The following is a 26406-nucleotide window of genomic DNA, read 5'->3' as shown; positions in this document are numbered from 1 at the left end:
AGCGCGAATAACTCGCGCTCTTGTGCAACCCATCACTCCACCGTCACCGACTTCGCCAGGTTACGCGGCTGATCCACGTCCGTGCCCTTGAGCACCGCAACGTAGTACGACAGCAGTTGCAGCGGAATGGTGTAGAGGATCGGCGACAGGATGTCGTGGATGTGAGGCATCTGCACCACGTGTGTGCCTTCGCCGTTGGTCATCCCGGCCTTTTCGTCGGCGAACACGACCAGTTCGCCACCGCGGGCGCGGACTTCCTGCAGGTTGGACTTCAGTTTCTCCAGCAGTTCGTTGTTCGGTGCGACGGTCACCACCGGCATGTCGTTATCCACAAGCGCCAGCGGACCGTGCTTCAGTTCGCCGGCCGGGTAGGCTTCGGCGTGGATGTACGAGATTTCCTTGAGCTTCAAGGCCCCTTCCATCGCCACCGGGAATTGCGCGCCACGGCCCAGGAACAGGGTGTGGTTCTTCTCGGCGAACAGCTCTGCGATTTTTTCCACGGTGCTGTCCATCGCCAAGGCTTCGCCCAGACGGGTTGGCAGGCGACGCAGTTCTTCGACCAGCGTGGCTTCAACGCCTTTGCCCAAAGTACCGCGCACCTGACCCAGAGACAGGGTCAGCAGCAGCAGACCGACCAACTGCGTAGTGAACGCCTTGGTCGAGGCCACGCCGATTTCACGACCAGCCTGGGTCAGCAGGGTCAGGTCGGACTCGCGCACCAGCGAGCTGATGCCGACGTTGCAGATCGCCAGACTTGCGAGGAAGCCCAGTTCCTTGGCGTTGCGCAGGGCGGCCAGGGTGTCGGCGGTTTCGCCGGACTGGGAGATGGTGACGAACAGGGTGTCCGGCTGCACCACCACCTTGCGGTAGCGGAACTCGCTGGCGACTTCGACCTGGCACGGAATGCCGGCCAGCTCTTCGAGCCAGTAACGGGCAACCATGCCGGCGTGATAGCTGGTGCCACACGCCACGATCTGCACGTTGCGCACTTTGGCGAACAATTCGGCCGCTTGCGGGCCAAACGCCTGCACCAGCACCTGGTCCGCACTCAACCGACCTTCCAGGGTGCGCTGCACCACGGATGGCTGCTCGTGGATTTCCTTGAGCATGTAGTGACGGAACTCGCCTTTGTCGGCGGCTTCGGCGCCATCGGTGTACTGGACGGTCTGGCGCTCGACGGCTTTGCCGGTCACGTCCCAGATCTGCACCTTGTCGCGCTGGATTTCGGCGATATCGCCCTCTTCCAGGTACATGAAACGGTCGGTGACCTGACGCAGGGCCAGTTGATCGGAAGCGAGGAAGTTTTCGCCCAGGCCCAGACCGATCACCAGCGGGCTGCCGCTGCGAGCAGCAACGAGTCGATCCGGTTGCTTTGCGTGGATAACCGCCAGACCGTAAGCGCCATGCAGCTCCTTGACCGCAGCCTTCAGCGCATCGGCGAGGTCTGGCAACGACTTGAGTTTTTCGGTCAGCAGGTGAGCGATGACTTCGGTGTCGGTGTCCGAGGTGAACACGTAGCCCAGTGCTTTCAGTTGTTCACGCAGCGCCTCGTGGTTTTCGATGATGCCGTTGTGCACGACAGCGACGTCACCGGAGAAATGCGGGTGGGCATTGCGCTCGCTCGGCGCACCATGGGTGGCCCAGCGGGTGTGGGCAATACCGAGACGGCCAACCAGCGGATGTTCGGCCAGCGCCGCGTCGAGTTCGCTGACCTTGCCCACACGACGAGTGCGTTCCAGAATGCCGTCATTGGTGTACACCGCCACACCGGCACTGTCATAGCCCCGGTATTCGAGGCGTTTGAGGCCTTCGACCAGAATGGCGGTGATGTTACGTTCAGCTACCGCACCGACGATTCCACACATGCTTATTTCTCCTGACTGACAGTCGCGCAAATCAAGTTGATACCGCGCGCCTGAATCTGATCGCGCGCATCCAGAGGCAGGCGATCATCGGTAATTAGGGTATGGACGCTGCTCCATGGCAGCTCCAGGTTGGGGATCTTGCGGCCGATCTTGTCGGCCTCGACCATCACGATCACTTCCCGCGCCACTTCCGCCATCACCCGGCTCAGGCCGAGCAATTCATTGAAGGTGGTGGTGCCACGCACCAGGTCGATGCCATCGGCACCGATAAACAACTGGTCGAAGTCGTAAGAGCGTAGTACCTGCTCGGCGACCTGGCCCTGAAAGGATTCCGAGTGCGGATCCCAGGTTCCGCCGGTCATCAACAGCACAGGCTCGTGTTCAAGTTCGCTCAGGGCGTTGGCTACGTGCAGGGAGTTGGTCATCACCACCAGGCCTGGCTGTTGGCCGAGCTCGGGAATCATGGCGGCGGTAGTGCTGCCGCTATCGATGATGATGCGGGCGTGCTCGCGGATGCGTGTAACCGCAGCGCGGGCGATCGCCTGTTTGTATTTGGAAACGTTGAGGCTCGTGTCCGCCACCAGTTCCTGCGGCATGGTGATCGCACCACCATAGCGACGCAGCAGCAAGCCATGACTTTCAAGGACGGCGAGATCCTTGCGAATCGTAACTTCCGAAGTTTCGAAGCGCTTGGCCAGTTCATCCACACTCACCTCGCCCTGCTCATTGAGCAAAGCCAGAATGTTGTGACGGCGCTGAGGTGTGTTGCGTTTCGACATGGCTAATTAAGTTTCGATTCGAAAGATAACGGAAGCAATCAAAACCTATCAGCTGCGAATCGTCAAGCTGGCGCCCCAAAAAAAAGACCGCTGGCGGCGGTCTTTTTGTGATTCGAGCTTTGTGGATAACTCAGCTCTTCTTGATCTTCTCCGGCCGCTTCCAGCCATCGATGTTCTTCTGGCGTGCGCGGCCAACAGCCAATTGCGCGTTATCCACATTCTGGGTGATGGTCGAACCGGCAGCGGTGGTTGCACCGGCAGAGATATCCACAGGCGCCACCAGCGAATTGTTGGAACCGATGAACACGTCTTCACCCAACACGGTTTTCCACTTGTTGGCGCCGTCGTAGTTGCAGGTAATGGTGCCGGCGCCGATGTTGGTTCGCGCACCGATCTCGGCGTCGCCCAGGTAAGTGAGGTGCCCGGCCTTGGCGCCTTCGCCCATGCGCGCGTTTTTCAACTCGACGAAGTTACCCACATGGGCGCGGGCTTCCAGCACAGTGCCCGGACGCAGACGGGCAAACGGGCCGGCATCGCTGCCTTCGCCCAGCACCGCGCCTTCGATGTGACTGTTGGCCTTGACCACCACGCCCTTGCGCAGGGTGCTGTCCTTGATCACGCAGTTCGGGCCGATCACCACGTCGTCCTCTATGACAACCTTGCCTTCGAGAATCACGTTGATGTCGATCAGCACATCGCGCCCCACGGTCACTTCGCCACGTACATCAAAGCGCGCCGGGTCACGCAGGGTGACACCCTGAGCCATCAAACGGCGACCGGCACGCAATTGGTAATGACGCTCCAGCTCGGAGAGCTGTTTGCGATCGTTGGCGCCCTGCACTTCCATCGGATCGTGAGGTTGTTCGGTGGCGACGGTCAGGCCATCGCTGACCGCCATCTCGATCACGTCGGTCAGGTAGTACTCGCCCTGAGCGTTGTTGTTCGACAGGCGACTCATCCAGTCCGCCAGACGATTGGCCGGCACTGCCAGGATGCCGGTGTTGCCTTCAGTGATCGCCCGTTGCGCTTCGCTGGCGTCCTTGTGTTCGACGATGGCGGCAACCTTGCCGTCGGCATCGCGCACGATGCGGCCATAACCGGTCGGATCGTCCAGCTCGACGGTGAGCAAGCCCATCTGCCCGGGTACAACGTGCTTGAGCAGACGTTGCAGGGTCTCGACTTCGATCAACGGCACATCGCCGTAGAGAATCAGTACGGTATCGGCGGTGATGAAAGGAACAGCCTGGGCCGTGGCGTGGCCGGTGCCCAGCTGCTTGTCCTGCAATACGAAATTCAGATCGTCAGCGGCCAGACGCTCGCGCACTACATCGGCGCCATGGCCGATGACGACATGAATGCGCTGTGGATCAAGTTGACGGGCGCTGTGGATAACATGGCCAAGCATGGAATCGCCGGCAATCGGATGCAGCACTTTTGGCAGCGCGGAACGCATGCGGGTGCCTTGACCGGCCGCGAGGATAACGATTTCAAGAGACATGACTGGCTACCAATCCTGGGTGGTCAGCAACTGCGACCGGGTTTGTAGAATTCTGAAAAGAAAAAAGGGTAGCCGAGGCTACCCTTTTTTATCAATCGCACAAGAAGTGGCTGACGGATCAACCGCCAAACTTCTTGCGGATCTGCTGGACGGTGCGCAGCTGAGCTGCAGCCTCGGCCAGACGTGCGGACGCAGCTCCGTAGTCGAAATCTGCGCTCTTCTCATGCAGAGCAGCTTCGGCAGCCTTGAGAGCTGCTTGAGCCTGAGCTTCATCCAGGTCGGCGGCACGTTGCACGGTATCGGCAAGCACCTTGACCATGTTCGGCTGAACCTCGAGGAAACCACCGGAGATGTAGAACACCTCGGCTTCCCCGCCTTGCTTGATCAGGCGGATCGGACCTGGCTTCAGATTAGTGATCAGCGGCGCGTGGCCCAGAGCGATACCAAGATCACCCAGAGCACCGTGCGCAATCACCATCTCGACCAGGCCGGAAAAGATTTCTCCTTCCGCGCTGACGATGTCGCAATGGACTGTCATAGCCATCTGATTGCCTCAACCTAAATTAGCGCCCGTTGCCGGGCGCCTGGATTACAGTTTCTTGGCTTTCTCGATCGCTTCTTCGATGCCGCCGACCATGTAGAACGCTTGTTCTGGCAGGTGGTCGTAGTCACCGTTGAGGATGCCTTTGAAGCCAGCAATGGTGTCTTTCAGGGAAACGTATTTACCCGAAGCACCGGTGAAGACTTCAGCCACGAAGAACGGCTGCGACAAGAAGCGCTGGATCTTACGAGCACGGTTTACCAACTGCTTGTCGGCTTCCGACAGCTCGTCCATACCCAGGATCGCGATGATGTCCTTCAGCTCTTTGTAACGCTGCAGCACGTACTGAACACCACGAGCGGTCTCGTAGTGATCGTTGCCGATCACGTTCGGGTCCAGCTGACGCGAAGTCGAGTCCAGTGGGTCTACCGCCGGGTAGATACCCAGGGAAGCGATGTCACGGGACAGAACGACGGTGGCGTCCAGGTGAGCAAACGTGGTCGCTGGCGACGGGTCAGTCAAGTCGTCCGCTGGTACGTATACGGCCTGGATCGAAGTAATCGAACCTTGTTTGGTCGAAGTGATGCGCTCTTGCAGCACGCCCATCTCTTCAGCCAGGGTCGGCTGGTAACCTACTGCCGAAGGCATACGGCCCAACAGTGCGGATACTTCGGTACCGGCCAGGGTGTAACGATAGATGTTGTCGACGAACAGCAGAACGTCGTTACCTTCGTCACGGAACTTCTCGGCCATGGTCAGACCGGTCAGCGCTACGCGCAGACGGTTTCCCGGTGGCTCGTTCATCTGACCGTAGACCAGGGCTACCTTGTCGAGAACGTTGGAGTCCTTCATCTCGTGGTAGAAGTCGTTACCCTCACGAGTACGCTCACCCACACCGGCGAACACGGAATAACCGCTGTGCTCGATGGCGATGTTACGGATCAGTTCCATCATGTTCACGGTCTTGCCTACACCGGCACCACCGAACAGACCGACTTTACCGCCCTTGGCGAACGGGCAAACCAGGTCGATAACCTTGATGCCTGTTTCCAGCAGCTCGTTGCCACCGGCCTGTTCAGCGAAGGAAGGAGCGGCGCGGTGGATACCCCAGCGCTCTTCTTCGCCGATCGGGCCAGCTTCGTCGATCGGGTTGCCCAGTACGTCCATGATCCGGCCCAGAGTCGCTTTACCGACCGGTACGGAGATGGCTGCGCCAGTGTTGTTGACGTCCAGACCGCGCTTCAAGCCTTCGGTGGAGCCCATCGCAATGGTACGAACCACGCCGTCGCCCAGCTGCTGCTGAACTTCCAGAGTGGTTTCGGCGCCTTGAACCTTCAAGGCGTCGTAGATGCTCGGTACGCTGTCGCGTGGAAATTCCACGTCGATAACGGCGCCGATGATTTGAACGATACGTCCGCTACTCATAGCTGGATCCTCTGAATATTTGAACCGTTAAACCGCGGCAGCGCCGCCGACGATTTCCGAGATCTCTTGGGTGATCGCAGCCTGACGCGCCTTGTTGTAGATCAGCTGCAAATCGCTGATCAAATCACCGGCGTTGTCGGTAGCGTTCTTCATCGCGATCATCCGCGCAGCCTGTTCAGCCGCGTTGTTCTCGACCACCGCCTGGTACACCTGCGACTCCACGTAACGCACCATCAAGCCGTCAAGCAGCTCTTTGGCGTCTGGTTCGTAGAGGTAGTCCCAGTGGTGCTTGAGTTCTTGATCCGGGGTCGCCACCAATGGAATCAACTGCTCCACGGTAGGCTGTTGCGTCATGGTGTTGATGAACTTGTTGGATACCACGGACAGGCGGTCAATACGGCCGTCCAGGTAGGCATCCAGCATCACCTTGACGCTGCCGATCAGATCATTGATCGACGGCTCTTCACCCAGGTGGCTGATAGCTGCAACGACGTTACCGCCGAAGTTGCGGAAAAAGGCCGCACCCTTGCTACCAACGACACACAGATCGATCTCGACGCCGTTTTCGCGGTTTACCGCCATGTCCTTGACCAGGGCCTTGAACAGGTTGGTGTTCAAGCCGCCGCACAGACCACGGTCACTGCTCACGACGACATAACCGACGCGTTTAACTTCGCGATCGATCATGAACGGGTGGCGGTATTCCGGGTTGGCGTTGGCCAGATGCCCAATTACCTGGCGGATACGCTCCGCATAAGGACGGCTAGCAGCCATGCGCATTTGTGCCTTGCGCATTTTGCTGACCGCCACTTTTTCCATGGCGCTGGTAATTTTTTGCGTGCTTTTGATGCTCGCAATCTTACTGCGAATCTCTTTTGCGCCTGCCATGTAACACCTATCAGGTTAGCAAGCGGGAGCCTTGCGGCTCCCGCTGCGGCTTACCAGGTTTGGGTGGCCTTGAACTTCTCGATACCAGCCTTCAGGCCAGCGTCGATTTCGTCATTGAAGTCACCTTTAACGTTGATCTTCGCCATCAAGTCGGCGTGATCGCGGTTGAAGAAAGCGATCAGCGCTTGTTCGAAGCTGCCGATCTTGGCGATTTCAATGTCAGTCAGGAACCCACGCTCAGCGGCATACAGCGACAGCGACATGTCGGCAATCGACATTGGCGCGTATTGCTTCTGCTTCATCAGCTCGGTAACGCGCTGACCATGCTCAAGTTGCTTGCGGGTCGCTTCGTCCAGGTCAGAAGCGAACTGGGCGAATGCCGCCAGTTCACGGTACTGAGCCAGAGCGGTACGGATACCACCGGACAGCTTCTTGATGATCTTGGTCTGAGCGGCACCACCCACACGGGATACCGAAACACCGGCGTTCACTGCAGGGCGGATGCCCGAGTTGAACATGGCCGATTCCAGGAAGATCTGACCGTCGGTGATGGAAATCACGTTGGTCGGAACGAACGCGGAAACGTCGCCAGCCTGGGTTTCGATGATCGGCAGTGCGGTCAGGGAACCGGTTTTGCCGGTCACTGCGCCGTTGGTGAACTTCTCTACGTACTCTTCCGAAACGCGGGATGCACGCTCCAGCAGACGGGAGTGGAGATAGAACACGTCGCCTGGGTAAGCTTCACGGCCTGGTGGACGGCGCAGCAGCAGGGAAATCTGGCGGTAAGCCACTGCTTGCTTGGACAGATCGTCATAAACGATCAGCGCGTCTTCACCGCGGTCGCGGAAGAATTCACCCATGGTGCAACCGGAGTACGGAGCCAGGAATTGCAGTGCTGCAGATTCCGAAGCGCTCGCTGCAACGATGATGGTGTTAGCCAGTGCACCGTTTTCTTCCAGCTTGCGAACCACGTTGGCGATGGTCGATTGCTTCTGACCGATTGCCACGTAGACGCAGAAAATGCCGCTGTCTTTCTGGTTGATGATCGCGTCGATCGCCAGAGCGGTTTTACCGATCTGACGGTCACCGATGATCAGCTCACGCTGGCCACGGCCGACAGGGATCATGGCATCGACAGCCTTGTAGCCAGTCTGTACAGGCTGGTCTACCGACTTACGCCAGATCACGCCCGGAGCAACTTTCTCGACCGCGTCGGTCTCGGTGTTGCCCAGTGGACCTTTGCCGTCAACAGGGTTACCCAGTGCGTCGACAACGCGACCCAGCAGTTCCTTACCAACCGGAACTTCGAGGATGCGGCCGGTGCACTTGGCGCTCATGCCTTCAGCCAGACTGGTGTATGCGCCCAGTACAACGGCACCTACGGAGTCTTGCTCCAGGTTGAGGGCCATACCGTAGACGCCGCCCGGAAACTCGATCATCTCGCCGTACATGACGTCGGCCAGACCGTGAATCCGCACGATACCGTCAGATACGCTGACGACAGTGCCTTCGTTACGGGCTTGGGAGGTCACATCGAGCTTTTCGATGCGGCCCTTGATAATTTCACTTATTTCGGAAGGATTGAGTTGCTGCATTGCTCTGCTGCCCCTTCAAACTCAAGATTTCAATGCTTCGGCAAGTTTCGCGATTTTGCCGCGAATCGAGCCATCGATAACCAGGTCGCCGGCGCGGATAACGACACCACCTATAAGGGCAGCATCCTCCGCAACTTGCAGGCGCACTTCCCGGTTGAGTCGTGCACTGAGAACCTTGGCGAGTTTGTCTTGCTGTTCTTGGTTCAATGCAAAAGCACTGGTCACTTCAACGTCTACCGATTTCTCTTGCTCGGCCTTGTACAGGTCGAAAAGAGCGGCGATCTCCGGCAGAAGCGGGAGACGGTCGTTTTCGGCAACGACATTGATGAAGTTCTGTGCCTTGGCATCAAACTTGTCGCCGCACACGTCAATGAACGTGGCGGCCTTTTCTGCGCTCGTCAGTCGCGGGGCCTTGAGCACGCGCTGCATGGTGTCGTCTTGCGACACCGCTGCTGCCAGGCCGAGCATGGCTGACCAATTGGCCAGTTGCTGGTGGGCCTGAGCGTGCTCGAAGGCCGCCTTAGCGTAAGGTCGGGCCAACGTGGTCAGTTCTGCCATGATCGCCCTCGCTTAGATTTCAGCAGCCAGTTGGTTAACCAGCTCTGCGTGCGCGTTTTGATCGATTGTGGCACCCAGGATCTTCTCGGCGCCGCCGACAGCCAGCAAGCCCACTTGGGCGCGCAGCTTGTCTTTGACACTGTTCAGTTCCTGTTCGATCTCGGCTTGAGCCTGAACCTTCACACGGTCAGCGTCGACGCGGGCCTTTTCAACGGCCTCTTCGACAATCTGGTTACCGCGTTTCTTGGCTTGCTCGATGATTTCAGCTGCCTGAGCTTTCGCTTCGCGCAGTTGCTGACCCGCTTTCTCTTGGGCCAACTCCAGGTCGCGAGCTGCACGGCTGGCAGCGTCCAGACCATCAGCGATCTTCTTTTGACGTTCGTGCAGAGCCGCGATGACCGGAGGCCATACGAACTTCATGCAGAACAGTACAAAAATCAGGAACGCAACGGACTGGCCAATCAGGGTCGCATTAATGTTCACGCCAACACCTCGCAGTTACGTTGTCCATCACACCAAATCACTCGGAGATCCGAATGATTAGCCAGCGATCTGACCAACGAACGGGTTCGCAAAGGTGAAGAACAGAGCGATACCAACACCGATCATGGTTACGGCGTCGAGCAGACCGGCAACGATGAACATTTTAACTTGCAGCATTGGAACCATTTCTGGCTGACGCGCTGCGCCTTCCAGGAACTTGCCGCCCAGCAGGCCGAAACCAATTGCGGTACCCAGTGCGCCCAGGCCGATCAACAGTGCAACAGCGATAGCGGTTAGACCAACTACAGTTTCCATCTTTCCTCCCGACTTTTACGTCGTATGGTTTAGGTTTTTTAGATTAAAGCGGTAAAACAAATCGTTTCATGGTGCCCCGTGAGGAGCCCCTTCCCGTTTGACCGGGAAGGACATCAGACTAGTCGAGACTGGTCTTAATGGTTTTCTTCGTGCGCCATCGACAGGTAGACGATGGTCAGCATCATGAAGATGAACGCCTGCAGGGTAATGATCAGGATGTGGAACACAGCCCACGCCCACTGCAGGACAACGCCCAGGCCGCTGAGCCAGAGCAGGCCGCTGCCGAACATCACAGCGATCAGGATGAACACCAGCTCGCCGGCATACATGTTGCCGAACAGACGCAGAGCCAGAGAGATCGGTTTGGCGATCAGGGTCACGAATTCCAGCAGGAAGTTCACCGGGATCAGCAGGGCCTGAACGAAGATGTTCTTGCTGCCGAACGGGTGCAGGGTCAGTTCGCCGATGAAACCGCCGATGCCCTTGACCTTGATGCTATAGAAAATGATCAGTGCGAAAACCGAGAACGCCATGCCCAGGGTCGCGTTCGGGTCGGTCGTCGACACGGCGCGGAACGGGATGTGGTGATCGCCGGAGATCAGGATGGCCAGCTGAGGAATCCAGTCGACCGGTACCAGGTCGACGGCGTTCATCAGGAACACCCAGACGAAGATGGTCAGTGCCAGCGGTGCAATCACCGGGCTACGGCCATGGAAGCTGTCTTTCACGCTGCCATCGACGAATTCGACCAGGACTTCAACGAAGTTCTGCAGTGCACCCGGCTGACCGGAAGTCGCCTTCTTGGCCGCCATGCGGAAAAGAAGAACGAAAATCAGACCCAGCGCGACCGACCAGCCGAGAGTATCGACGTGGAAAGCCCAGAAGCCCATTTCCTTGGCTTCTGCTGCGGTGTGGGCAAAGCCCCAGCCGCCGTTGGGTAGCTGACCGAAGGTCAGGTTCTGCAAGTGGTGCTGGATATAGCCCGAAGCGGTTGTTTCTGCCATGGTTGCCTCAAACGCCCTAAGGTCTCGAAAGTCTTGTTCTCATCAGCAGGGGAGCGAACCAGCTGACCGACTGAGTCAGCACGAAGGCGCCGAATACAGCGATCGGCGCCAGTGGCTTCACACCTGCAAACACCAGTGCAAACAGCACTGCCGTCAAAATCAGTTTGCCTGCCTCGCCGGCATAGAAAGACCGGACGATGGACTGGGCTGCTCGGGCGCCGGAAAACCGAAATGCCTTGTGAGCGAAATAAACATTGGGCAGCAAGGCTATCAGGCCTCCGCAAAGTCCCGAGTATCCGGCAACGACTCCGTGCCATTGCCAGAGCGCCAAAGCGGCAATGAGCAAAATGACAAATTGAGCCATTAACACCGGAAAAACCGCCAGGCGATGGAACGGCAGGCGGTTTGGCTTGCGGGTTTCCATCACTATTGCTCTCCAATGGCCGGCTGCCGAAATTCAATAACTTGGCATAATTTGTGCCGACAAAATGCGCGCAGAGTATAGGGGCGGTTCTGCCCCTATTCAACTGTCAGGTAGTGATTTCCGACTGCGCGCTACAAGAGGAATTGTTTCAGCGGATGTGTGCGAGCACACCTTGAAGCTCATCGAGGGAGTTGTAACCGATCACCAGCTGACCCTTGCCCTTCTTCCCGTGGCGGATCTGCACCGCAGAGCCCAGGCGCTCGGCCAGACGCTGTTCGAGGCGGGCGATATCCGGGTCGGGTTTGGACGGTTCGACCGGCTCCGGTTTGCCACTCAACCATTGGCGAACCAGTGCCTCAGTTTGGCGCACGGTGAGACCGCGTGCGACAACATGTCGCGCCCCTTCCACCTGCTGATTGTCCGGCAGACCAAGCAATGCACGGGCATGACCCATCTCCAGGTCGCCATGGGACAGCATGGTCTTGATCACTTCCGGCAGCGCAATCAGGCGCAACAGATTGGCCACGGTGACGCGGGACTTACCCACAGCCTCGGCAACCTGTTGCTGAGTGAGCTGGAATTCCTGCTGCAAGCGCTGCAGGGCTACCGCCTCTTCAATCGGGTTCAGGTCTTCGCGCTGGATGTTCTCGATCAGCGCAATGGCGATTGCCGTTTCATCCGGCACATCACGCACCATCGCCGGAATGGTTTCCTGCCCGGCTTGTTGACTCGCGCGCCAGCGACGTTCGCCGGCAATGATTTCAAAACGACCACCACCAATCGGGCGAACCACGATCGGCTGCATCACGCCCTGGGCCTTGATCGACTGCGCCAGCTCTTCCAGCGCCTGCGGATCCATGTCCCGGCGTGGCTGATACTTGCCGCGCTGCAGCAGGTCCAGCGGCAGGTGCTGCAACTCGCGGCTGTCAGCCTGCGCCGCTTGTTCTTCCAGCGAGCTGACAGTCGGACCGCTCAACAGCGCATCCAGTCCTCGTCCGAGACCTCGTTTCTTGACGGCCATGGGGATTCCTTAAGTTGGCTGGGCAGCGGCGATGCGTGAATTTTTGCGCTGACGGCGAACCATCTCGCCCGCCAGGGCCAGATAGGCCAGCGCGCCACGCGATTGCTTGTCGTAGGCCAGCGCCGGCATGCCGTAGCTCGGTGCTTCGGCCAGACGAATGTTGCGCGGGATCACCGTGTCGTACAGCTGATCGCCGAAGTGTTCCTTGAGCTGGGCCGAAACGTCGTTCATCAGGCTCAGGCGCGGGTCGTACATGGTCCGCAACAGGCCTTCGACTTTCAGGTTCGGGTTCAGCAGTTCAGCGATGCGCTTGATGTTATCCACAAGGTCGCTCAGACCTTCGAGCGCAAAGTACTCGCACTGCATGGGGATAATGACCCCGTCAGCGGCGACCAGTGCGTTCAGTGTGAGCATCGACAGTGACGGCGGGCAGTCGATCAGAATGTAATCGTAGTTCTCGCGGATCGGCGCCAGCGCGCTGCGCAGACGGCTTTCCTTCATCTGCATTTCCAGCAGCACCACTTCGGCCGCCGTCAGGTCACGGTTGGCCGGCAGCAGTTGATAACCGCCATGTTCGGAGTAGTGCATCGCCTGGGCCAGATCGCATTCGCCGATCAGCAGGTCGTAGACCGAGTTTTCCAGGCCATGCTTATCCACACCGCTACCCATGGTGGCGTTGCCCTGTGGATCGAGATCGATCAACAGCACCCGGCGCTTGGTCGCGACCAGGGATGCTGCGAGGTTGATGCAGGTGGTGGTCTTGCCCACACCACCCTTCTGGTTCGCTATCGCGAATACCTTAGCCATTCTTGCTTGTGTTCCCAATCATGCCGTGCGGCGCAGTATCAGCAGATGGCGTTGGCCTTGGCAACCGGGTACGGCCAGGGCGTGTTCGCTATCGAGTTTGAAGTCTGCCGGCAATGCTACCAGCTCATCCGCCGGATGGACGCCCTTCATTGCCAGCCAGCGCGTATCGGCGTCGCCGAGGTGGCGAGTCCAGTTGGTGAAGTTCTCCATGCTGCTGAACGCCCGGGAAATGATCCCGTTGAACGGCTGTGCAGGCTGGAAGGCTTCGACGCGACTGTGGATAACTTGCAGGTTATCCAGTTTGAGTTCGAGTTTGACCTGGGTCAGGAAGCGGGTTTTCTTGCCGTTGCTGTCCAGACAGGTCACCTGCGAGTCCGGATACAGGATCGCCAGAGGGATCCCCGGCATTCCGCCGCCGCTGCCGACATCCAGCCAGCGCCCATTTTCGATGAACGACATCACGCTGAGGCTATCGAGCAAGTGGCGGGAGACCATTTCGTCCGGATCGCGAACGGCAGTCAGGTTGTAGGCCTGGTTCCATTTGATCAACAGGGCCAGATAACCCAGCAGCAGTTCGTGCTGGGTTTCAGTGAGATTGACACCGAGCTCGCGGGCTCCTGTGGATAACTCTTCGGCGTGTTGCGAAGTGACCTTAGAACTCAAGCGCTTTGCTCCAACTGACGGCCCGCGCCGCGTTTTTTCAAATGAATCATCAACAGCGAGATCGCTGCCGGGGTCACACCGGGGATCCGCGAAGCCTGGCCCAGCGTCTCGGGACGCGTGGCACCCAGCTTGCTCTGGATCTCCTTGGAGAGACCGGAAATGTTGGTGTAATCGATATCCACAGGCAGTTTCGTGTCTTCACTGGCGCGCAGACGGGCGATTTCGTCCTGTTGACGATCGATGTAACCGGCGTACTTGGTCTTGATCTCGACCTGTTCGGCGACCTGTGGATCTTCGGCGCCCTGCCCGGTCACTTCGACCAGACCAGCGTAGTCGATTTCCGGACGGCTCAAGAGATTGAGCAAGTTGTATTCGTGAGTCAGCGGCGTGCCGAATTTTTCGGCAATCGCATCGCCCTGCGGGGTGCCCGGGCGAACCCAGGTGCTTTTCAGGCGTTGCTCTTCGAGTTCGATGCTTTCGCGTTTCTTGCAGAACGCCGCCCAACGCGCGTCATCGACCAGACCCAGCTCGCGACCTTTTTCGGTCAGACGCAGGTCGGCGTTGTCCTCACGCAGGATCAGGCGGTACTCGGCACGGGAAGTGAACATGCGGTACGGCTCTTGAGTACCGAGGGTGATCAGGTCGTCGACCAATACCCCGATGTAGGCTTCATCGCGACGCGGACACCAGGCTTCTTTGCCTTTCGCACGCAGTGCAGCGTTCGCGCCAGCCAGCAAACCCTGGGCGCCGGCTTCTTCGTAACCGGTGGTGCCGTTGATCTGGCCAGCGAAGAAAAGACCGCCGATGACTTTGGTTTCCAGACTGTACTTCAGGTCGCGCGGATCGAAGTAGTCGTACTCGATCGCATAACCCGGACGCACGATGTGCGCGTTTTCCATGCCGCGGATCGATTGCACGATCTGCAATTGCACGTCGAACGGCAGGCTTGTGGATATCCCGTTCGGATACAGTTCATGGGTGGTCAGGCCTTCCGGCTCGATGAACACCTGATGGCTTTCCTTGTCGGCAAAGCGGTGGATCTTGTCTTCGATCGACGGGCAATAACGCGGACCGACGCCCTCGATTTCGCCTGCAGCGGAATACATCGGCGAACGGTCGAGGTTCGCGGCAATGATTTCGTGGGTGCGGGCGTTGGTGTGGGTAATCCAGCAACTGACTTGCCGTGGGTGCTGTTCCTTGTTGCCCATGAACGACATCACCGGGATCGGCGTATCGCCTGGCTGCTCGGTCATCACCGAGAAATCCACAGACTTGCCGTCGATACGTGGTGGCGTACCGGTCTTCAGGCGACCGACGCGCAGCGGCAGTTCACGCAGACGATGCGCCAGGGCGATCGACGGTGGATCACCAGCACGACCGCCGGAGAAATTCTGCAAACCGATGTGGATAAGTCCGCCGAGGAACGTACCGGTGGTCAATACCACGGAATCGGCAAAGAAACGCAGACCCATTTGGGTGACAACACCGCGTACCTGTTCCTGCTCGACGATCAGGTCGTCAGCGGCTTGTTGAAATATCCACAGGTTCGGCTGGTTTTCCAGAATTTCGCGGACAGCGGCCTTGTACAGAATACGGTCCGCTTGCGCACGGGTCGCCCGTACGGCCGGGCCTTTGCGGCTGTTCAATACGCGAAACTGGATGCCGCCCTTATCGGTAGCCATGGCCATCGCGCCGCCGAGGGCGTCGATTTCCTTGACCAGGTGGCTTTTGCCAATGCCGCCGATGGCCGGGTTGCAACTCATGGCACCGAGGGTTTCCACGTTGTGCGTCAGCAGAAGGGTTTTTGCACCCATGCGTGCTGAGGCCAGTGCTGCCTCGGTACCGGCATGACCGCCGCCGATGACGATCACTTCAAAACGGGAAGGGAAATCCACCACGCACCTCGTGCCTGCTTAAGTAGGTAATTCAGGAATAGTTTGAGATCAGGTTTCTGGACCTGGTCGGCAAGTATAGGGACTTCGCCCTTCCTAAAGAACCCTTTGCACAAAATTTAACCAGCTGTGGAGAACTCGCGGATAAAAGAATAAAAAAGAGAGAAATTTATAAAACCTTTGTTTTAAAGCTTATTCTTACTGCCCATGATATCTGTGGATAGATTTACACAGGCCTTTATTTTCAATGTGTACAGAGATTTAAAACCCTGTGGCCATGTCGCCATGAGGCCCTTGGATAACCGGTGTAAGCCTGTGGATGGATGAGGTGGTTATCCACAGCGGCAGTTATGTTCAGTTTTCATGCCCTGTTATCAACTGCCCTTAGCGGCAGTTATTCACAGGGCTTAATCCACAGAAAATCGACGAAACGGCTTTTTCAGGGCGTCATGAAAGCGCCTGTCCGGGGGCAAATGACGGCGGAGAAGCTGATGGAGGGAAGTGCCAGGGCTATTGTGAGAGAACGTAACAGAGGCTAATAATAGCCATTATCATTAACTCGCCAGTTGCTCTCATGTCCCTACCCGCCCATAACGCTGCGATCGAGCAAATCTACGAGCAACACCATTCGTGGCTATATGGATGGCTGAAGGGAAAATTGCATGACGCCTGCGATGCGGCCGATGTCGCGCATGACACGTTTGTGCGGATCCTGGCCGCCCGCAATGCGGCTCAGATTCGCGAACCTCGGGATTATCTGGCCACCGTTGCACGCGGCCTGGTCATTGACCGGTATAGAAGACGCGCGATCGAGGCCGCGTATTTGCAGACCCTCGCCGCCAGACCTGAAGCCACGGCCATCAGCGAAGAAGACAAGGCGCTGATCATCGAAACCCTGGTTGCTGTGGATAAAGCCTTGGCCGGTCTTGGCGCACGAACCCAGCGGATCTTCATGCTTTCGCAGATCGATGGGCTGACTTATCAACAGATCGCCGTGCAGTTGAAGGTGTCGCTGACAACAGTGAAGAAGCACATGATCCGCGCTTTGACGGAATGTGCCCTGATCATGGCGCAGCGTTGATGGCCATCGCACCCAGCCGCAAGGTTTTCGAAACCGCCGCCAGTTGGTACGTGCAGTTTCAAGCCGACCCGCCGACCCTCACCGAACAGAAAGCCTGGCAACTGTGGATAGATAGTGATCCAGCGCATCTGGCGGCGTGGAATCAGATGGAACAACTACAGCGTCACCTCGGCACCCTGCCGCAGGATTTGAAACGTCGTGCGCTGAATACCGGCCAGCAACGGCGCCAGGTACTGAAGTTGTTGTTGCTCGCCGCAGGAACTGGTTTCGTTGGCTGGAATGTTCAGCAGCGTACCTCCCTTGGCGATGTCTGGGCCGACTATAAAACCGGCGTCGGCCAGCGCCGCAACATTACATTGGCCGATGGCAGCCAGATTCAGCTCAATACCGGCACAGCGATTGATGTGTCTTTTGACGCAGCCCAGCGACTGATCCGTTTACGCTCTGGAGAGATCCTGATTCAAACCGGCAAGCTCGGTGATCAACGGCCTTTTTTCGTCGAAACCCGCAATGGCCGGATTCAAGCGCTGGGTACCCGATTCTCTGTACATCAGTTGTCGGTTTCTACCCGTGTGGGTGTGCTGGAAGACCGGGTCAGCGTCCAGCCGGCCGATCTGTCGACAACCGCAATCATCCTGAAGGCGGGCGAAGGCGCCGACTTTGATAGTCGGCACATCGGGTTGATTCATCCTTTCAAATCCTCGGAAGTAGCGTGGACCAACGGTCAGTTGATTGTGCTCAATGCCCGGTTGGGCGAGGTGATCGACGAGTTGGGGCGCTATCGCAGCGGTGTTTTGCATTGCGATACCCGTGCCCGGGATCTTCGGGTTTCCGGCACCTTTCGTCTCGACTCCACCGACGCAGTGCTGGCCAATCTTCAGGCGTCCTTGCCGATCAAGGTCCGCTACTTCACCCGTTACTGGGTTTCGATCAGTCAGGACGCCTGAGCGAAAAAATACCTGGGGAAAAATAATTGAACACAAGGGTTATCTTTTTTTGCCCTGACCCGGCCCTACAGGTAATCGCGATAAACGCGGCTCTTTGCCACTTTCAGAGCTTATCCACACATGCGTCTTCCCACGTTCCGTCAGCGTTTTTCCCACCACTGCATTGCCTACAGCTTACTGATGACCAGTGCTGCGTCCTGCCTGGTCATCACCGATGACGCCTTCGCTGCAACAGCGGCTCAGCGGTACGCCATTGCTGCGGGACCGCTCGATACCGCCCTGAGCCAGTTCGCCTCGGCCGCGAATGTGATTCTGTCGTTCTCGCCGCAACAGACCAGCCGTTTGCGCAGCGCCGGGCTGAACGGCAACTTCAGCGTGGAACAAGGGTTTGCCCAACTGCTGCAGGGGTCGGGATTGCAAGCCGTGCCACAGGCGCCGGGCAGCTACATTCTGCAGGCACTGCCAAACGGCGATTCGCTGGAGCTGGCACCGACCAATATCAATGGTCAGTTGGCCAACCCGATGAACCTGGATTACGCCGACGACGTCGGTTACAAGGCACAGAACAGTCGGGTCGGTACGAAAACCAGTACGCCGTTGTCGCAAACACCACGTTCGGTGTCAGTCGTAACCGCCCAACGCATGAAGGATCAGAAATCTCAGACACTCACCGAAGTACTTGGCTACGTACCGGGGATCTTTGCCCCACCGTTTGCCGCCGGCGACAGTCTGGCGGGGGATCTGTTCTACATTCGCGGTTTCAACGCCACCGATTACGGCTACGGTCTGTTGCGTGATGGACTACGCGTACAGGGCAACCGGTATGACACCAGCACCGAGCCTTATGGCCTTGAGCGAGTGGAGATTTTCCGAGGTCCTTCTTCGCTGCTTTATGGGGAGAACGCACCGGGCGGGCTGGTGAATCTGGTGAGCAAACGTCCAACCGCTGTACCCCAGGGTGAAGTGCAACTGAGCTATGGCTCGAACAATCGCCGGCAGGTCGGCGTCGATGTATCCGGTCCGCTCAACGACAGCGGCAACATTCTCGGGCGGGTGGTGATGCTCGGACGTAAATCGGACACCCAGACCGATCATGTCCCCGATGACCGGATCTACGTTGCTCCATCCCTGACCCTGAATTTTGACGACTTCAATACCCTGACCCTGCTGGCCAACTACCAGAAGGATCACACCAACATGGAACTTGGCCTGCCGGCCGCCGGGACTTTGCTGACAAACCCCAACGGCAAGTTATCCAAAGGCACCATGCTCGGAGACCCGGACTGGAACACCTTCGAAAGGGAAACGTGGAGCACTGGCTACGAATTCAGCCACTCGTTCAACGATGACTGGCAGTTCCGTCAGAACTCTCGCTACATGCAGTCGCGCATCACCCGACATGAGACCTGGCCGGGCAACCTTAACAACGCCGGGTTCGGCACACGTCTGAACATGACCGCCTACGATCGCTTCAATAAGTCGATGGTGTACTCGCTGGATAACCAACTGGAGGGCAAATTCCAGGTCGGTGGCTTGGAGAATACGGTGCTGGTCGGCGCCAGCTATGATCGTACCTCCTTCAATCAGGACTGGAATGCAGGGCTGGTCGGGTCGATTGATGTGTATAACCCCGTCTACCTGCGCGATCCGACCACGCCGATCGCGGTGCAAAACACCTTGCTCGAACAACAGATGAAAGGTGTTTATGCACAGATCCAGAGCAAATACGACCGCTGGCTGTTCCTGCTCGGTGGTCGTCAGGACTGGGTCGACAGTGATTTCCGCGACAAGGTGGCCCGCTCCAGCGACATCAGTTCCGAGGACAAGAAGTTCACCTATCAGGGCGGAGTGATGTACCAGTTCGACAACGGTATGACGCCGTATGTCAGCTATTCCACCTCGTTCGTGCCGGTACAACAGATCTCCAACGCCGGCGCGCCTCTCGATCCGATCACCAGCAGCCAGTACGAAGTGGGTCTCAAGTACGAACCGATCGGCTGGGACACCGCATTCACGGCGTCGGTGTATGACCTGCGCAAAAAGGACGACACCTACTTCGATGCCACGACGTCGAGTTACCGTCAGGTGGGCGAAAGCCGTTCCAAAGGTGCAGAACTTGAACTCAACAGCAATCTGACACAGAACCTGAATGTCACTGCGGCCTACACCTATACCGACGCCCGAATCACCAAAGACGCGACGACATCATTGGTCAAAGGCCACCAGATGACGGGCGTGCCGCGTAATCAGGCCTCGGTCTGGGCCAAATACCGCTTCCTTGATGGCGATCTGAAAGGATTGTACGTAGGAGGTGGTGTGCGTTACTTCGACAGTGCGTTCGCCTACACCTCGCCTTCGCTATACGGAAAGCTGGACGCCGGCGATGTGACGTTGGTGGATGCGGCGATCGGTTATCAGATCGACACGCACTGGAGCGTCGACCTGAACGCGAAGAACCTGTTCGACAAGGAATATGTGTCGGGATGCAACGATGCCGGCCGCTGTTACTGGGGCGAGGACCGCACCTTGCTCGGTACGGTTTCTTATAACTGGTAAGACGAAAAAGGGGCTGTGGATAAAATGTCCACAGCCCCTTTTATCATTTGCCGATACAGAAGCTGGAAAAGATCCTTCCCAGCAGATCATCGGAACTGAAGGCCCCGGTGATTTCACCCAGAGAATGCTGGGCCTGACGCAAATCCTCAGCGAGCAATTCGCCAGCACCCGCCAACGTCAGTTGGGCACGTCCATGTTCCAAGGCATCACTGGCATGACGCAGGGCTTCCAGGTGCCGGCGGCGTGCGCTGAAGCTGCTTTCCGATGTTTGTTCATAGCCCATGCAGGCTTTGAGGTGATCACGTAGCAGGTCCAGACCTTCACCTGCAGACTTGGCGCTCAGGCTGATCGTCACATGGCCATCCTCACTGACTTCCAGGGCAATGGCTTCGCCAGTCAGATCGGCTTTGTTCCGGATCAATGTGACTTTCGCCGGATCCGGCCGGGTTTCGAGGAATTCGGGCCACAAGGCGAACGGATCAGCGGCCTCTGGCGCAGTGGCGTCGACGACCAGCAGCACTCGGTCAGCCTCGCCAATGGCTTTCAATGCTCGTTCAACGCCGATCTTTTCCACATGGTCATCGGTATCGCGCAGACCAGCGGTGTCCACAACGTGCAGCGGCATGCCGTCGATGTGGATATGTTCGCGCAGGATATCCCGGGTAGTGCCGGCGATTTCGGTCACGATCGCGGCTTCACGACCGGCCAGAGCGTTGAGCAGGCTGGATTTGCCGGCATTCGGACGACCGGCGATCACCACGGTCATGCCGTCACGCAGCAACGCGCCCTGCCCGGCTTCGCGCAATACGGTGGATAACTCGTTACGAACCTTGTCGAGCATGCTCAGCACGTGGCCGTCGGCGAGGAAGTCGATTTCTTCTTCCGGGAAATCGATAGCCGCTTCTACATAGATCCGCAGGCCGATGAGCTGTTCGGTGAGGTTATGCACACGTTGGGAAAATGCACCTTGCAAGGAGCGCAAGGCATTGCGCGCGGCCTGTGCAGAACTGGCTTCGATCAGGTCGGCGATGGCCTCGGCCTGAGCCAGGTCGAGTTTGTCATTGAGGAATGCTCTTTCGCTGAATTCTCCGGGACGGGCCAGACGGCAGCCCAGTTCCAGGCATCGCTTGAGCAACATGTCGAGGACGATCGGGCCGCCGTGGCCCTGCAGTTCCAGTACGTCCTCGCCGGTGAACGAGTTCGGCCCGGGGAAATACAGCGCCAGACCTTCATCCAGCACCTGTTGATCGTCAGTTAAGAACGGGCCGTAGTGGGCAAATCGTGGTTTCAGTTCACGGCCGCTGATGGCTTTGGCAGCAACGCCGGCCAGCGGCCCGGAAATTCGAACGATGCCCACACCACCACGGCCTTGGGCGGTGGCGACAGCTGCGATGGTTTCACGAGGTGCGCTCATAAACCGGTATCCAGACAAAAATGGCAGATAGCAAAACGCCCCACTAGGGGGCGTTTTGAGTGGTGTTATCCACAGAGTAAGTTACGCCTCGGCTTTTTTCGTCGCCGCTTCGATCTTACGCGTGATGTACCACTGTTGGGCAATCGACAGGCAGTTGTTCACAACCCAGTACAGCACCAGACCTGCCGGGAACCACAGGAAGAAGAAGGTGAAGATGATCGGCATCATTTTCATCACCTTGGCCTGCATCGGATCCGGAGGTGTAGGGTTCAGACGCTGCTGGATGAACATGGTCGCGCCCATGATGATCGGCAGGATGAAGAACGGATCCTTGATCGACAGGTCGGTAATCCACAGCATGAATGGCGCCTGGCGCATTTCCACGCTTTCCAGCAAAACCCAGTACAGGGAAAGGAAAACCGGCATCTGCACCAGGATCGGCAAGCAGCCACCCAGCGGATTGATCTTCTCTTTCTTGTACAGCTCCATCATGGCTTGCGACATTTTCTGCCGGTCATCGCCATGTTGCTCTTTCAGTGCAGCCAGCTTCGGAGCCACGGCGCGCATGCGGGCCATCGACTTGTAACTGGCGGCCGACAGAGGAAAGAAAATCCCTTTGATCAGCATGGTCAGGAAGATGATCGACCAGCCCCAGTTGCCGACGATGCTGTGGATATGTTGCAGCAGCCAGAAGATTGGCTGGGCAATGAACCACAGAATGCCGTAGTCGACAGTCAGTTCCAGACCTGGGGACAACTCTTTCAGCACAGCCTGGCTCTTCGGACCGGCGTACAGAACAGCGCTGGTCTCGACTTTCGCACCCGGTGCAGCGGTCAACGAAGGACCGGTGTAACCGATGATGTAGTTGCCTTTGCTGTCTTTACGGGTCTGGACGATGTTGTTTTCGCCCTTCGGAGCAACCCATGCAGTCACGAAGTAGTGTTGCAGCCAGGCTACCCAGCCACCGGTGACGGTTTCCTTGAGCTGAGCTTTGTCCATGTCCTTCATGGACACTTTCTTGTACGGCTCGGAACTTGTCCACAGGGCGGCGCCCAGGTACGTCGCGGTACCGGTAGCAGTGGTCGACGAAGGATCGGCGCTGGCATCGCGTTTCAGCTGGGCGAACATCGAACCGGACCAGGGCTGAGCGCTCTGGTTGTCGATCAGATAGGTCACGGTCACGTCATACAGGCCACGTTTCAGAGTGAAACGCTTGATGTAATTGACGCCGTCCTTGCTGAATTTCAGGTCGACGACCAGTTGGTCCTGACCTTCAGCCAGTTGATAAGTCTTCTTCTCCGAAGAGTAGATCGGGCGACCGGCCGGGTTTGCATCCGGACCATTAGTGCCAATCAGACCGCTCTGTGCCAGATAGGTACGTTCGCCACCGTTGTCGAACAGCTGGAACGGAACGTCCGGACGATCCTGACGACGTGGATACAGCGGCAAGGTCAACTGAGCAACATCACCACCTTGTGGATCGATCGCGAGATCGAGCACGTCGGTCTTGATCTGGATCAGATCCTTGCTGACGGCGACCGGCGTTTCGGCAGGTGCGCTGGTATCGCTTGCGGCGCGCGGAATATCGTCACTGGCGGCAGCGTTATTGCCAGTGGCGGTGTCCGGCAAACCGGATGTAGTCGTACTGGAAGCAACATTCTGAGTCGGCAGGGCAGCCTGGCCATAGTCCTGGTTCCATTTAAGGACCATGACGTAGGACACGATTGCCAGGGCGACGATCAGGATCGTGCGTTTGATATCCATGATTACTCGGCCATCGAAGAAGAACGGGAGGTAGGGATAGGTGGAACCGGGTCATAACCACCGGGATTCCACGGATGACAGCGACCTAAACGACGAAAGGTCAGCCAGCCACCGCGCAGAAGGCCATGATTTTCGATGGCTTCATACGCGTAGCAAGAACAACTGGGGTAGAAACGACAGTGACTGGCCATCAGGGGACTAATGGCGTAGCGATAAAACTGGATCGGAACGAGTGCCAGTTTACGCATCTGTACTGTCTACCCCTACAGTTTCGGTTTTGACTGCTGGTGCCGGCTTGTTGCGTGCCAGACGTTTCCAGAGTTTGCCGAAATGCTGAATCAATTCGGGGTTTTCTACGTCACCCAAACCTTTGCGCGCGACGATAACGATGTCCCAGCCGACCAGTGAATCCTGGTGCAGGCGAAACGATTCGCGCATAAGACGTTTGAGGCGATTGCGCTCGACGGAGAGCTTGACGCTCTTTTTCCCGATAACCAGCCCGAGACGGGGGTGATCGAGATCGTTGTTGCGCGCAAGGAGCAGGAGATTTTTCCCCGGAACCTTGCCGGTAGGGGAGTCAAAGACTGCCTTGAAATGCCGGGGTGTAAGCAGACGCTTTTCCCGACTGAAGTCCTGACTCACCTCCAGTGCCGGATTATCAAACTGCCAGACGTGCGCGGCCTTTGGCGCGACGACGCGACAGTACGGCACGACCGTTCTTGGTAGCCATGCGAGCACGGAAACCGTGGGTACGAGCGCGTTTGATAGTGCTTGGTTGGAAAGTACGTTTCATGTCGTGTTACCTGGTTCGTCCACAACGGGCCGGAATGGCCCCCGTTTTAAGAGACCGGGGATTCTAGAGAAAGCAAGCCAATAGGTCAATTTCCAACCAACGTTTCCTTATAAATAGATCTTCAGAGCGTCCAGGACCTGATTACCCGTTTGCCAGAGATAAAAATAAAGAAGGGAATTATTTAAAGCTTTTCTGTAAAGCTTGTAAAAGCTAGGAACCCCACTGTCTGTGGATAACTGGCTCAAGGCCTTGTTTCAAGCGATGTACAGAGAATGACAACTACAGTGGAAAACCGTGTTCAGCCTGTGCTGCGCTGTCGGATAACCTGTGTGTGGAATGGGTGGTTATCCACAGGCTGGTTATCCACCGAGTTTCGCCCCCAGTTGTCCAGTGTGCTCAGATAGGGTTATCCACAGAGCTTATGCACACACCGTCGGTCGCCTTTTTCTCGTTTAACGCATTGATAAATCATGTCCACCGGGCAACCTGCATGTGGATAAGTGGACGACTGGCCGCTACAATGGCCGCTTGTTTTTGCCTCACCGGCTTTCAACTTAGGGGATATCCGTGTCAGTGGAACTTTGGCAGCAGTGCGTGGAGCTTTTGCGCGAAGAGCTGCCTGCCCAACAATTCAACACCTGGATCCGTCCACTACAGGTCGAAGCCGAAGGCGACGAGTTGCGCGTCTACGCACCGAACCGTTTTGTTCTGGACTGGGTCAACGAAAAGTACCTGGGGCGCGTCCTTGAACTGCTGGATGAGCATGGCAACGGTCTGGCACCGTCGCTCTCCTTATTAATAGGCAGCAAACGCAGTTCAGCGCCGCGTGCCGCACCGAATGCGCCATTGGCTGCTGCGCAAGTGTCTCAGGCTCACGCCAATGCCGCGCCGGCCAGCGTTCCAGCGCCAGCTCCAACGCCTGCACCGACCAAGCGCTCGACACAGAAAACCGAAGAAATCAGTGAAGAGCCGTCCCGTGACAGCTTCGATCCGATGGCCGGTGCTGCCTCGCAACAGGCCCCGGTTCGTGCCGAACAGCGCACTGTGCAGGTCGAAGGCGCGCTCAAACACACCAGCTATCTGAATCGCACCTTCACCTTTGAAAACTTCGTCGAAGGTAAATCCAACCAGCTCGCCCGTGCGGCGGCCTGGCAGGTGGCAGACAACCCGAAGCACGGCTACAACCCGCTCTTCCTTTATGGGGGCGTGGGTCTGGGTAAGACGCACTTGATGCACGCGGTGGGCAACCATCTATTAAAGAAGAACCCGAATGCCAAGGTCGTGTACCTGCATTCCGAGCGTTTCGTGGCCGACATGGTCAAGGCGCTGCAACTGAACGCGATCAACGAGTTCAAGCGTTTCTACCGTTCGGTGGACGCCCTGCTGATCGACGACATTCAGTTCTTCGCCCGCAAGGAACGTTCCCAGGAAGAGTTTTTCCACACTTTCAACGCCCTGCTTGAAGGTGGCCAGCAGGTCATTCTCACCAGTGACCGCTACCCGAAAGAAATCGAAGGCCTTGAAGAGCGCCTTAAATCCCGCTTCGGCTGGGGCCTGACGGTTGCCGTCGAGCCGCCGGAGCTGGAAACCCGCGTAGCGATCTTGATGAAGAAGGCCGACCAGGCCAAAGTCGAGTTGCCACACGATGCGGCGTTCTTCATTGCCCAGCGCATTCGCTCCAACGTCCGTGAGCTGGAAGGCGCGCTGAAACGCGTGATCGCCCACTCGCACTTCATGGGCCGCGACATCACCATCGAGTTGATTCGCGAATCCCTGAAAGACCTGTTGGCGCTGCAGGACAAACTGGTCTCTGTGGATAACATTCAGCGCACCGTCGCCGAGTACTACAAGATCAAGATCTCCGACTTGCTGTCCAAACGCCGCTCGCGTTCGGTCGCTCGTCCGCGGCAGGTGGCCATGGCATTGTCCAAGGAACTGACCAACCACAGCCTGCCGGAAATCGGCGATGTGTTTGGCGGTCGCGACCACACGACTGTGTTGCACGCCTGCCGCAAGATCAACGAACTTAAGGAATCCGACGCGGACATCCGCGAGGACTACAAGAACCTGCTGCGTACACTGACCACTTGATG

General features: G+C 57.6%; 25 protein-coding genes. 4 read left to right on the top strand and 21 right to left on the bottom strand.

Annotated features, from left to right (window positions below; genetic code table 11):
• Window positions 1-32 precede the first annotated feature (32 nt).
• The 16 genes from glmS to mnmG all read right to left on the bottom strand — a co-directional run bounded on the left by glmS (window position 33) and on the right by mnmG (window position 15761).
• Window positions 33-1865 (bottom strand): glutamine--fructose-6-phosphate transaminase (isomerizing), encoded by a 1833-nt coding sequence (glmS, locus tag ACTJK9_RS15245; protein WP_085647147.1) that lies wholly within the window; start codon window positions 1863-1865, stop codon window positions 33-35.
• A gap of 2 nt (window positions 1866-1867) precedes the next feature.
• Complete coding sequence (locus tag ACTJK9_RS15240) at window positions 1868-2644, bottom strand: DeoR/GlpR family DNA-binding transcription regulator (protein WP_085612471.1); 777 nt, start codon at window positions 2642-2644, stop codon at window positions 1868-1870.
• Window positions 2645-2774: 130 nt separating this feature from the next.
• A complete protein-coding gene (gene glmU, locus ACTJK9_RS15235; protein WP_085612472.1) occupies window positions 2775-4142 on the bottom strand; it encodes a bifunctional UDP-N-acetylglucosamine diphosphorylase/glucosamine-1-phosphate N-acetyltransferase GlmU in 1368 nt (455 codons plus the stop codon).
• A gap of 118 nt (window positions 4143-4260) precedes the next feature.
• Window positions 4261-4686 carry a F0F1 ATP synthase subunit epsilon gene (locus ACTJK9_RS15230; RefSeq protein WP_007954164.1) on the bottom strand — a complete coding sequence of 142 codons (426 nt, stop codon included), beginning with the start codon at window positions 4684-4686 and terminating at the stop codon, window positions 4261-4263.
• 45 nt (window positions 4687-4731) lie between these two features.
• Window positions 4732-6108: a F0F1 ATP synthase subunit beta gene (gene atpD, locus ACTJK9_RS15225; protein WP_007954162.1), complete on the bottom strand. Its 1377-nt coding sequence runs from the start codon at window positions 6106-6108 to the stop codon at window positions 4732-4734.
• A 27-nt stretch (window positions 6109-6135) separates the two neighbouring features.
• Complete coding sequence (gene atpG / locus ACTJK9_RS15220) at window positions 6136-6996, bottom strand: F0F1 ATP synthase subunit gamma (RefSeq protein WP_007954161.1); 861 nt, start codon at window positions 6994-6996, stop codon at window positions 6136-6138.
• 50 nt (window positions 6997-7046) lie between these two features.
• Window positions 7047-8591: a F0F1 ATP synthase subunit alpha gene (atpA, locus tag ACTJK9_RS15215; RefSeq protein WP_039764983.1), complete on the bottom strand. Its 1545-nt coding sequence runs from the start codon at window positions 8589-8591 to the stop codon at window positions 7047-7049.
• 21 nt (window positions 8592-8612) lie between these two features.
• Window positions 8613-9149 (bottom strand): F0F1 ATP synthase subunit delta, encoded by a 537-nt coding sequence (locus tag ACTJK9_RS15210; RefSeq protein WP_007911956.1) that lies wholly within the window; start codon window positions 9147-9149, stop codon window positions 8613-8615.
• Between the two features lie 12 nt (window positions 9150-9161).
• Window positions 9162-9632: a F0F1 ATP synthase subunit B gene (locus tag ACTJK9_RS15205; RefSeq protein ID WP_007954149.1), complete on the bottom strand. Its 471-nt coding sequence runs from the start codon at window positions 9630-9632 to the stop codon at window positions 9162-9164.
• Between the two features lie 57 nt (window positions 9633-9689).
• Window positions 9690-9947 carry a F0F1 ATP synthase subunit C gene (gene atpE, locus ACTJK9_RS15200; RefSeq protein ID WP_003097235.1) on the bottom strand — a complete coding sequence of 86 codons (258 nt, stop codon included), beginning with the start codon at window positions 9945-9947 and terminating at the stop codon, window positions 9690-9692.
• A 134-nt stretch (window positions 9948-10081) separates the two neighbouring features.
• Window positions 10082-10951 (bottom strand): F0F1 ATP synthase subunit A, encoded by an 870-nt coding sequence (gene atpB, locus ACTJK9_RS15195; protein ID WP_042607991.1) that lies wholly within the window; start codon window positions 10949-10951, stop codon window positions 10082-10084.
• A 16-nt stretch (window positions 10952-10967) separates the two neighbouring features.
• The gene (locus tag ACTJK9_RS15190) at window positions 10968-11375 is read right to left on the bottom strand and encodes a F0F1 ATP synthase subunit I (RefSeq protein WP_003229783.1); all 408 of its coding nucleotides are present in this window, start codon (window positions 11373-11375) and stop codon (window positions 10968-10970) included.
• 148 nt (window positions 11376-11523) lie between these two features.
• Window positions 11524-12396: a ParB/RepB/Spo0J family partition protein gene (locus ACTJK9_RS15185; protein WP_064600630.1), complete on the bottom strand. Its 873-nt coding sequence runs from the start codon at window positions 12394-12396 to the stop codon at window positions 11524-11526.
• A gap of 9 nt (window positions 12397-12405) precedes the next feature.
• Window positions 12406-13203, bottom strand: coding sequence for a ParA family protein (locus tag ACTJK9_RS15180; RefSeq protein ID WP_007954142.1), 798 nt, complete (start codon window positions 13201-13203; stop codon window positions 12406-12408).
• An 18-nt stretch (window positions 13204-13221) separates the two neighbouring features.
• Window positions 13222-13866 (bottom strand): 16S rRNA (guanine(527)-N(7))-methyltransferase RsmG, encoded by a 645-nt coding sequence (gene rsmG, locus ACTJK9_RS15175; protein ID WP_007911906.1) that lies wholly within the window; start codon window positions 13864-13866, stop codon window positions 13222-13224.
• Window positions 13863-15761 (bottom strand): tRNA uridine-5-carboxymethylaminomethyl(34) synthesis enzyme MnmG, encoded by a 1899-nt coding sequence (mnmG, locus tag ACTJK9_RS15170; RefSeq protein WP_440814652.1) that lies wholly within the window; start codon window positions 15759-15761, stop codon window positions 13863-13865. The genes rsmG and mnmG overlap by 4 nt, the downstream gene beginning before the upstream one ends.
• Before the next feature lie 571 nt (window positions 15762-16332).
• Here mnmG and ACTJK9_RS15165 point away from each other — a divergent pair.
• The 3 genes from ACTJK9_RS15165 to ACTJK9_RS15155 all read left to right on the top strand — a co-directional run bounded on the left by ACTJK9_RS15165 (window position 16333) and on the right by ACTJK9_RS15155 (window position 20342).
• On the top strand, window positions 16333-16839 hold the full coding sequence (locus tag ACTJK9_RS15165; protein WP_085612475.1) for a sigma-70 family RNA polymerase sigma factor: 507 nt from the start codon (window positions 16333-16335) through the stop codon (window positions 16837-16839).
• Window positions 16839-17786 (top strand): FecR domain-containing protein, encoded by a 948-nt coding sequence (locus ACTJK9_RS15160; protein WP_085612476.1) that lies wholly within the window; start codon window positions 16839-16841, stop codon window positions 17784-17786. The genes ACTJK9_RS15165 and ACTJK9_RS15160 overlap by 1 nt, the downstream gene beginning before the upstream one ends.
• Window positions 17787-17906: 120 nt before the next feature.
• Window positions 17907-20342, top strand: coding sequence for a TonB-dependent siderophore receptor (locus ACTJK9_RS15155; protein WP_085612477.1), 2436 nt, complete (start codon window positions 17907-17909; stop codon window positions 20340-20342).
• A 43-nt stretch (window positions 20343-20385) separates the two neighbouring features.
• On the opposite strand, the gene mnmE is transcribed toward ACTJK9_RS15155, so the two are convergent.
• From mnmE to rpmH, 5 genes are all read right to left on the bottom strand, one after another.
• Complete coding sequence (gene mnmE / locus ACTJK9_RS15150) at window positions 20386-21756, bottom strand: tRNA uridine-5-carboxymethylaminomethyl(34) synthesis GTPase MnmE (protein ID WP_440814648.1); 1371 nt, start codon at window positions 21754-21756, stop codon at window positions 20386-20388.
• Between the two features lie 81 nt (window positions 21757-21837).
• The gene (gene yidC, locus ACTJK9_RS15145) at window positions 21838-23520 is read right to left on the bottom strand and encodes a membrane protein insertase YidC (protein WP_085612479.1); all 1683 of its coding nucleotides are present in this window, start codon (window positions 23518-23520) and stop codon (window positions 21838-21840) included.
• Window positions 23521-23522: 2 nt separating this feature from the next.
• On the bottom strand, window positions 23523-23768 hold the full coding sequence (gene yidD / locus ACTJK9_RS15140; protein WP_010465488.1) for a membrane protein insertion efficiency factor YidD: 246 nt from the start codon (window positions 23766-23768) through the stop codon (window positions 23523-23525).
• Window positions 23761-24162: a ribonuclease P protein component gene (rnpA, locus tag ACTJK9_RS15135; protein WP_218191696.1), complete on the bottom strand. Its 402-nt coding sequence runs from the start codon at window positions 24160-24162 to the stop codon at window positions 23761-23763. The genes yidD and rnpA overlap by 8 nt, the downstream gene beginning before the upstream one ends.
• 16 nt (window positions 24163-24178) lie before the next feature.
• Entirely contained in the window at window positions 24179-24313 is a 135-nt protein-coding gene (gene rpmH / locus ACTJK9_RS15130) for a 50S ribosomal protein L34 (protein WP_003213577.1), read from the bottom strand.
• 567 nt (window positions 24314-24880) lie between these two features.
• Here rpmH and dnaA point away from each other — a divergent pair.
• Window positions 24881-26404 carry a chromosomal replication initiator protein DnaA gene (gene dnaA / locus ACTJK9_RS15125; RefSeq protein ID WP_085612481.1) on the top strand — a complete coding sequence of 508 codons (1524 nt, stop codon included), beginning with the start codon at window positions 24881-24883 and terminating at the stop codon, window positions 26402-26404.
• Window positions 26405-26406 lie beyond the last annotated feature (2 nt).

This window comes from Pseudomonas sp. 22082 (assembly GCF_052046055.1).
Classification (GTDB): domain Bacteria; phylum Pseudomonadota; class Gammaproteobacteria; order Pseudomonadales; family Pseudomonadaceae; genus Aquipseudomonas; species Aquipseudomonas pharyngis.
The sequence above is the reverse complement of the archived record's forward strand: the minus strand, read 5'-3'. Positions and strand labels throughout refer to the sequence as shown.

Excerpts from the sequence above, each read along its gene's own strand:
- rpmH (WP_003213577.1), bottom strand. The coding sequence starts at position 24,313 with ATGAAACGTACTTTCCAACCAAGCACTATCAAACGCGCTCGTACCCAC.
- atpB (WP_042607991.1), bottom strand. The coding sequence starts at position 10,951 with ATGGCAGAAACAACCGCTTCGGGCTATATCCAGCACCACTTGCAGAAC.
- glmU (WP_085612472.1), bottom strand. The coding sequence starts at position 4,142 with ATGTCTCTTGAAATCGTTATCCTCGCGGCCGGTCAAGGCACCCGCATG.
- atpA (WP_039764983.1), bottom strand. The coding sequence starts at position 8,591 with ATGCAGCAACTCAATCCTTCCGAAATAAGTGAAATTATCAAGGGCCGC.
- ACTJK9_RS15160 (WP_085612476.1), top strand. The coding sequence starts at position 16,839 with ATGGCCATCGCACCCAGCCGCAAGGTTTTCGAAACCGCCGCCAGTTGG.
- yidC (WP_085612479.1), bottom strand. The coding sequence starts at position 23,520 with ATGGATATCAAACGCACGATCCTGATCGTCGCCCTGGCAATCGTGTCC.
- ACTJK9_RS15210 (WP_007911956.1), bottom strand. The coding sequence starts at position 9,149 with ATGGCAGAACTGACCACGTTGGCCCGACCTTACGCTAAGGCGGCCTTC.
- yidD (WP_010465488.1), bottom strand. The coding sequence starts at position 23,768 with ATGCGTAAACTGGCACTCGTTCCGATCCAGTTTTATCGCTACGCCATT.
- ACTJK9_RS15185 (WP_064600630.1), bottom strand. The coding sequence starts at position 12,396 with ATGGCCGTCAAGAAACGAGGTCTCGGACGAGGACTGGATGCGCTGTTG.
- atpG (WP_007954161.1), bottom strand. The coding sequence starts at position 6,996 with ATGGCAGGCGCAAAAGAGATTCGCAGTAAGATTGCGAGCATCAAAAGC.
- atpD (WP_007954162.1), bottom strand. The coding sequence starts at position 6,108 with ATGAGTAGCGGACGTATCGTTCAAATCATCGGCGCCGTTATCGACGTG.
- ACTJK9_RS15190 (WP_003229783.1), bottom strand. The coding sequence starts at position 11,375 with ATGGAAACCCGCAAGCCAAACCGCCTGCCGTTCCATCGCCTGGCGGTT.
- mnmE (WP_440814648.1), bottom strand. The coding sequence starts at position 21,756 with ATGAGCGCACCTCGTGAAACCATCGCAGCTGTCGCCACCGCCCAAGGC.
- ACTJK9_RS15165 (WP_085612475.1), top strand. The coding sequence starts at position 16,333 with ATGTCCCTACCCGCCCATAACGCTGCGATCGAGCAAATCTACGAGCAA.
- ACTJK9_RS15230 (WP_007954164.1), bottom strand. The coding sequence starts at position 4,686 with ATGGCTATGACAGTCCATTGCGACATCGTCAGCGCGGAAGGAGAAATC.
- atpE (WP_003097235.1), bottom strand. The coding sequence starts at position 9,947 with ATGGAAACTGTAGTTGGTCTAACCGCTATCGCTGTTGCACTGTTGATC.
- ACTJK9_RS15240 (WP_085612471.1), bottom strand. The coding sequence starts at position 2,644 with ATGTCGAAACGCAACACACCTCAGCGCCGTCACAACATTCTGGCTTTG.
- glmS (WP_085647147.1), bottom strand. The coding sequence starts at position 1,865 with ATGTGTGGAATCGTCGGTGCGGTAGCTGAACGTAACATCACCGCCATT.
- ACTJK9_RS15180 (WP_007954142.1), bottom strand. The coding sequence starts at position 13,203 with ATGGCTAAGGTATTCGCGATAGCGAACCAGAAGGGTGGTGTGGGCAAG.
- ACTJK9_RS15155 (WP_085612477.1), top strand. The coding sequence starts at position 17,907 with ATGCGTCTTCCCACGTTCCGTCAGCGTTTTTCCCACCACTGCATTGCC.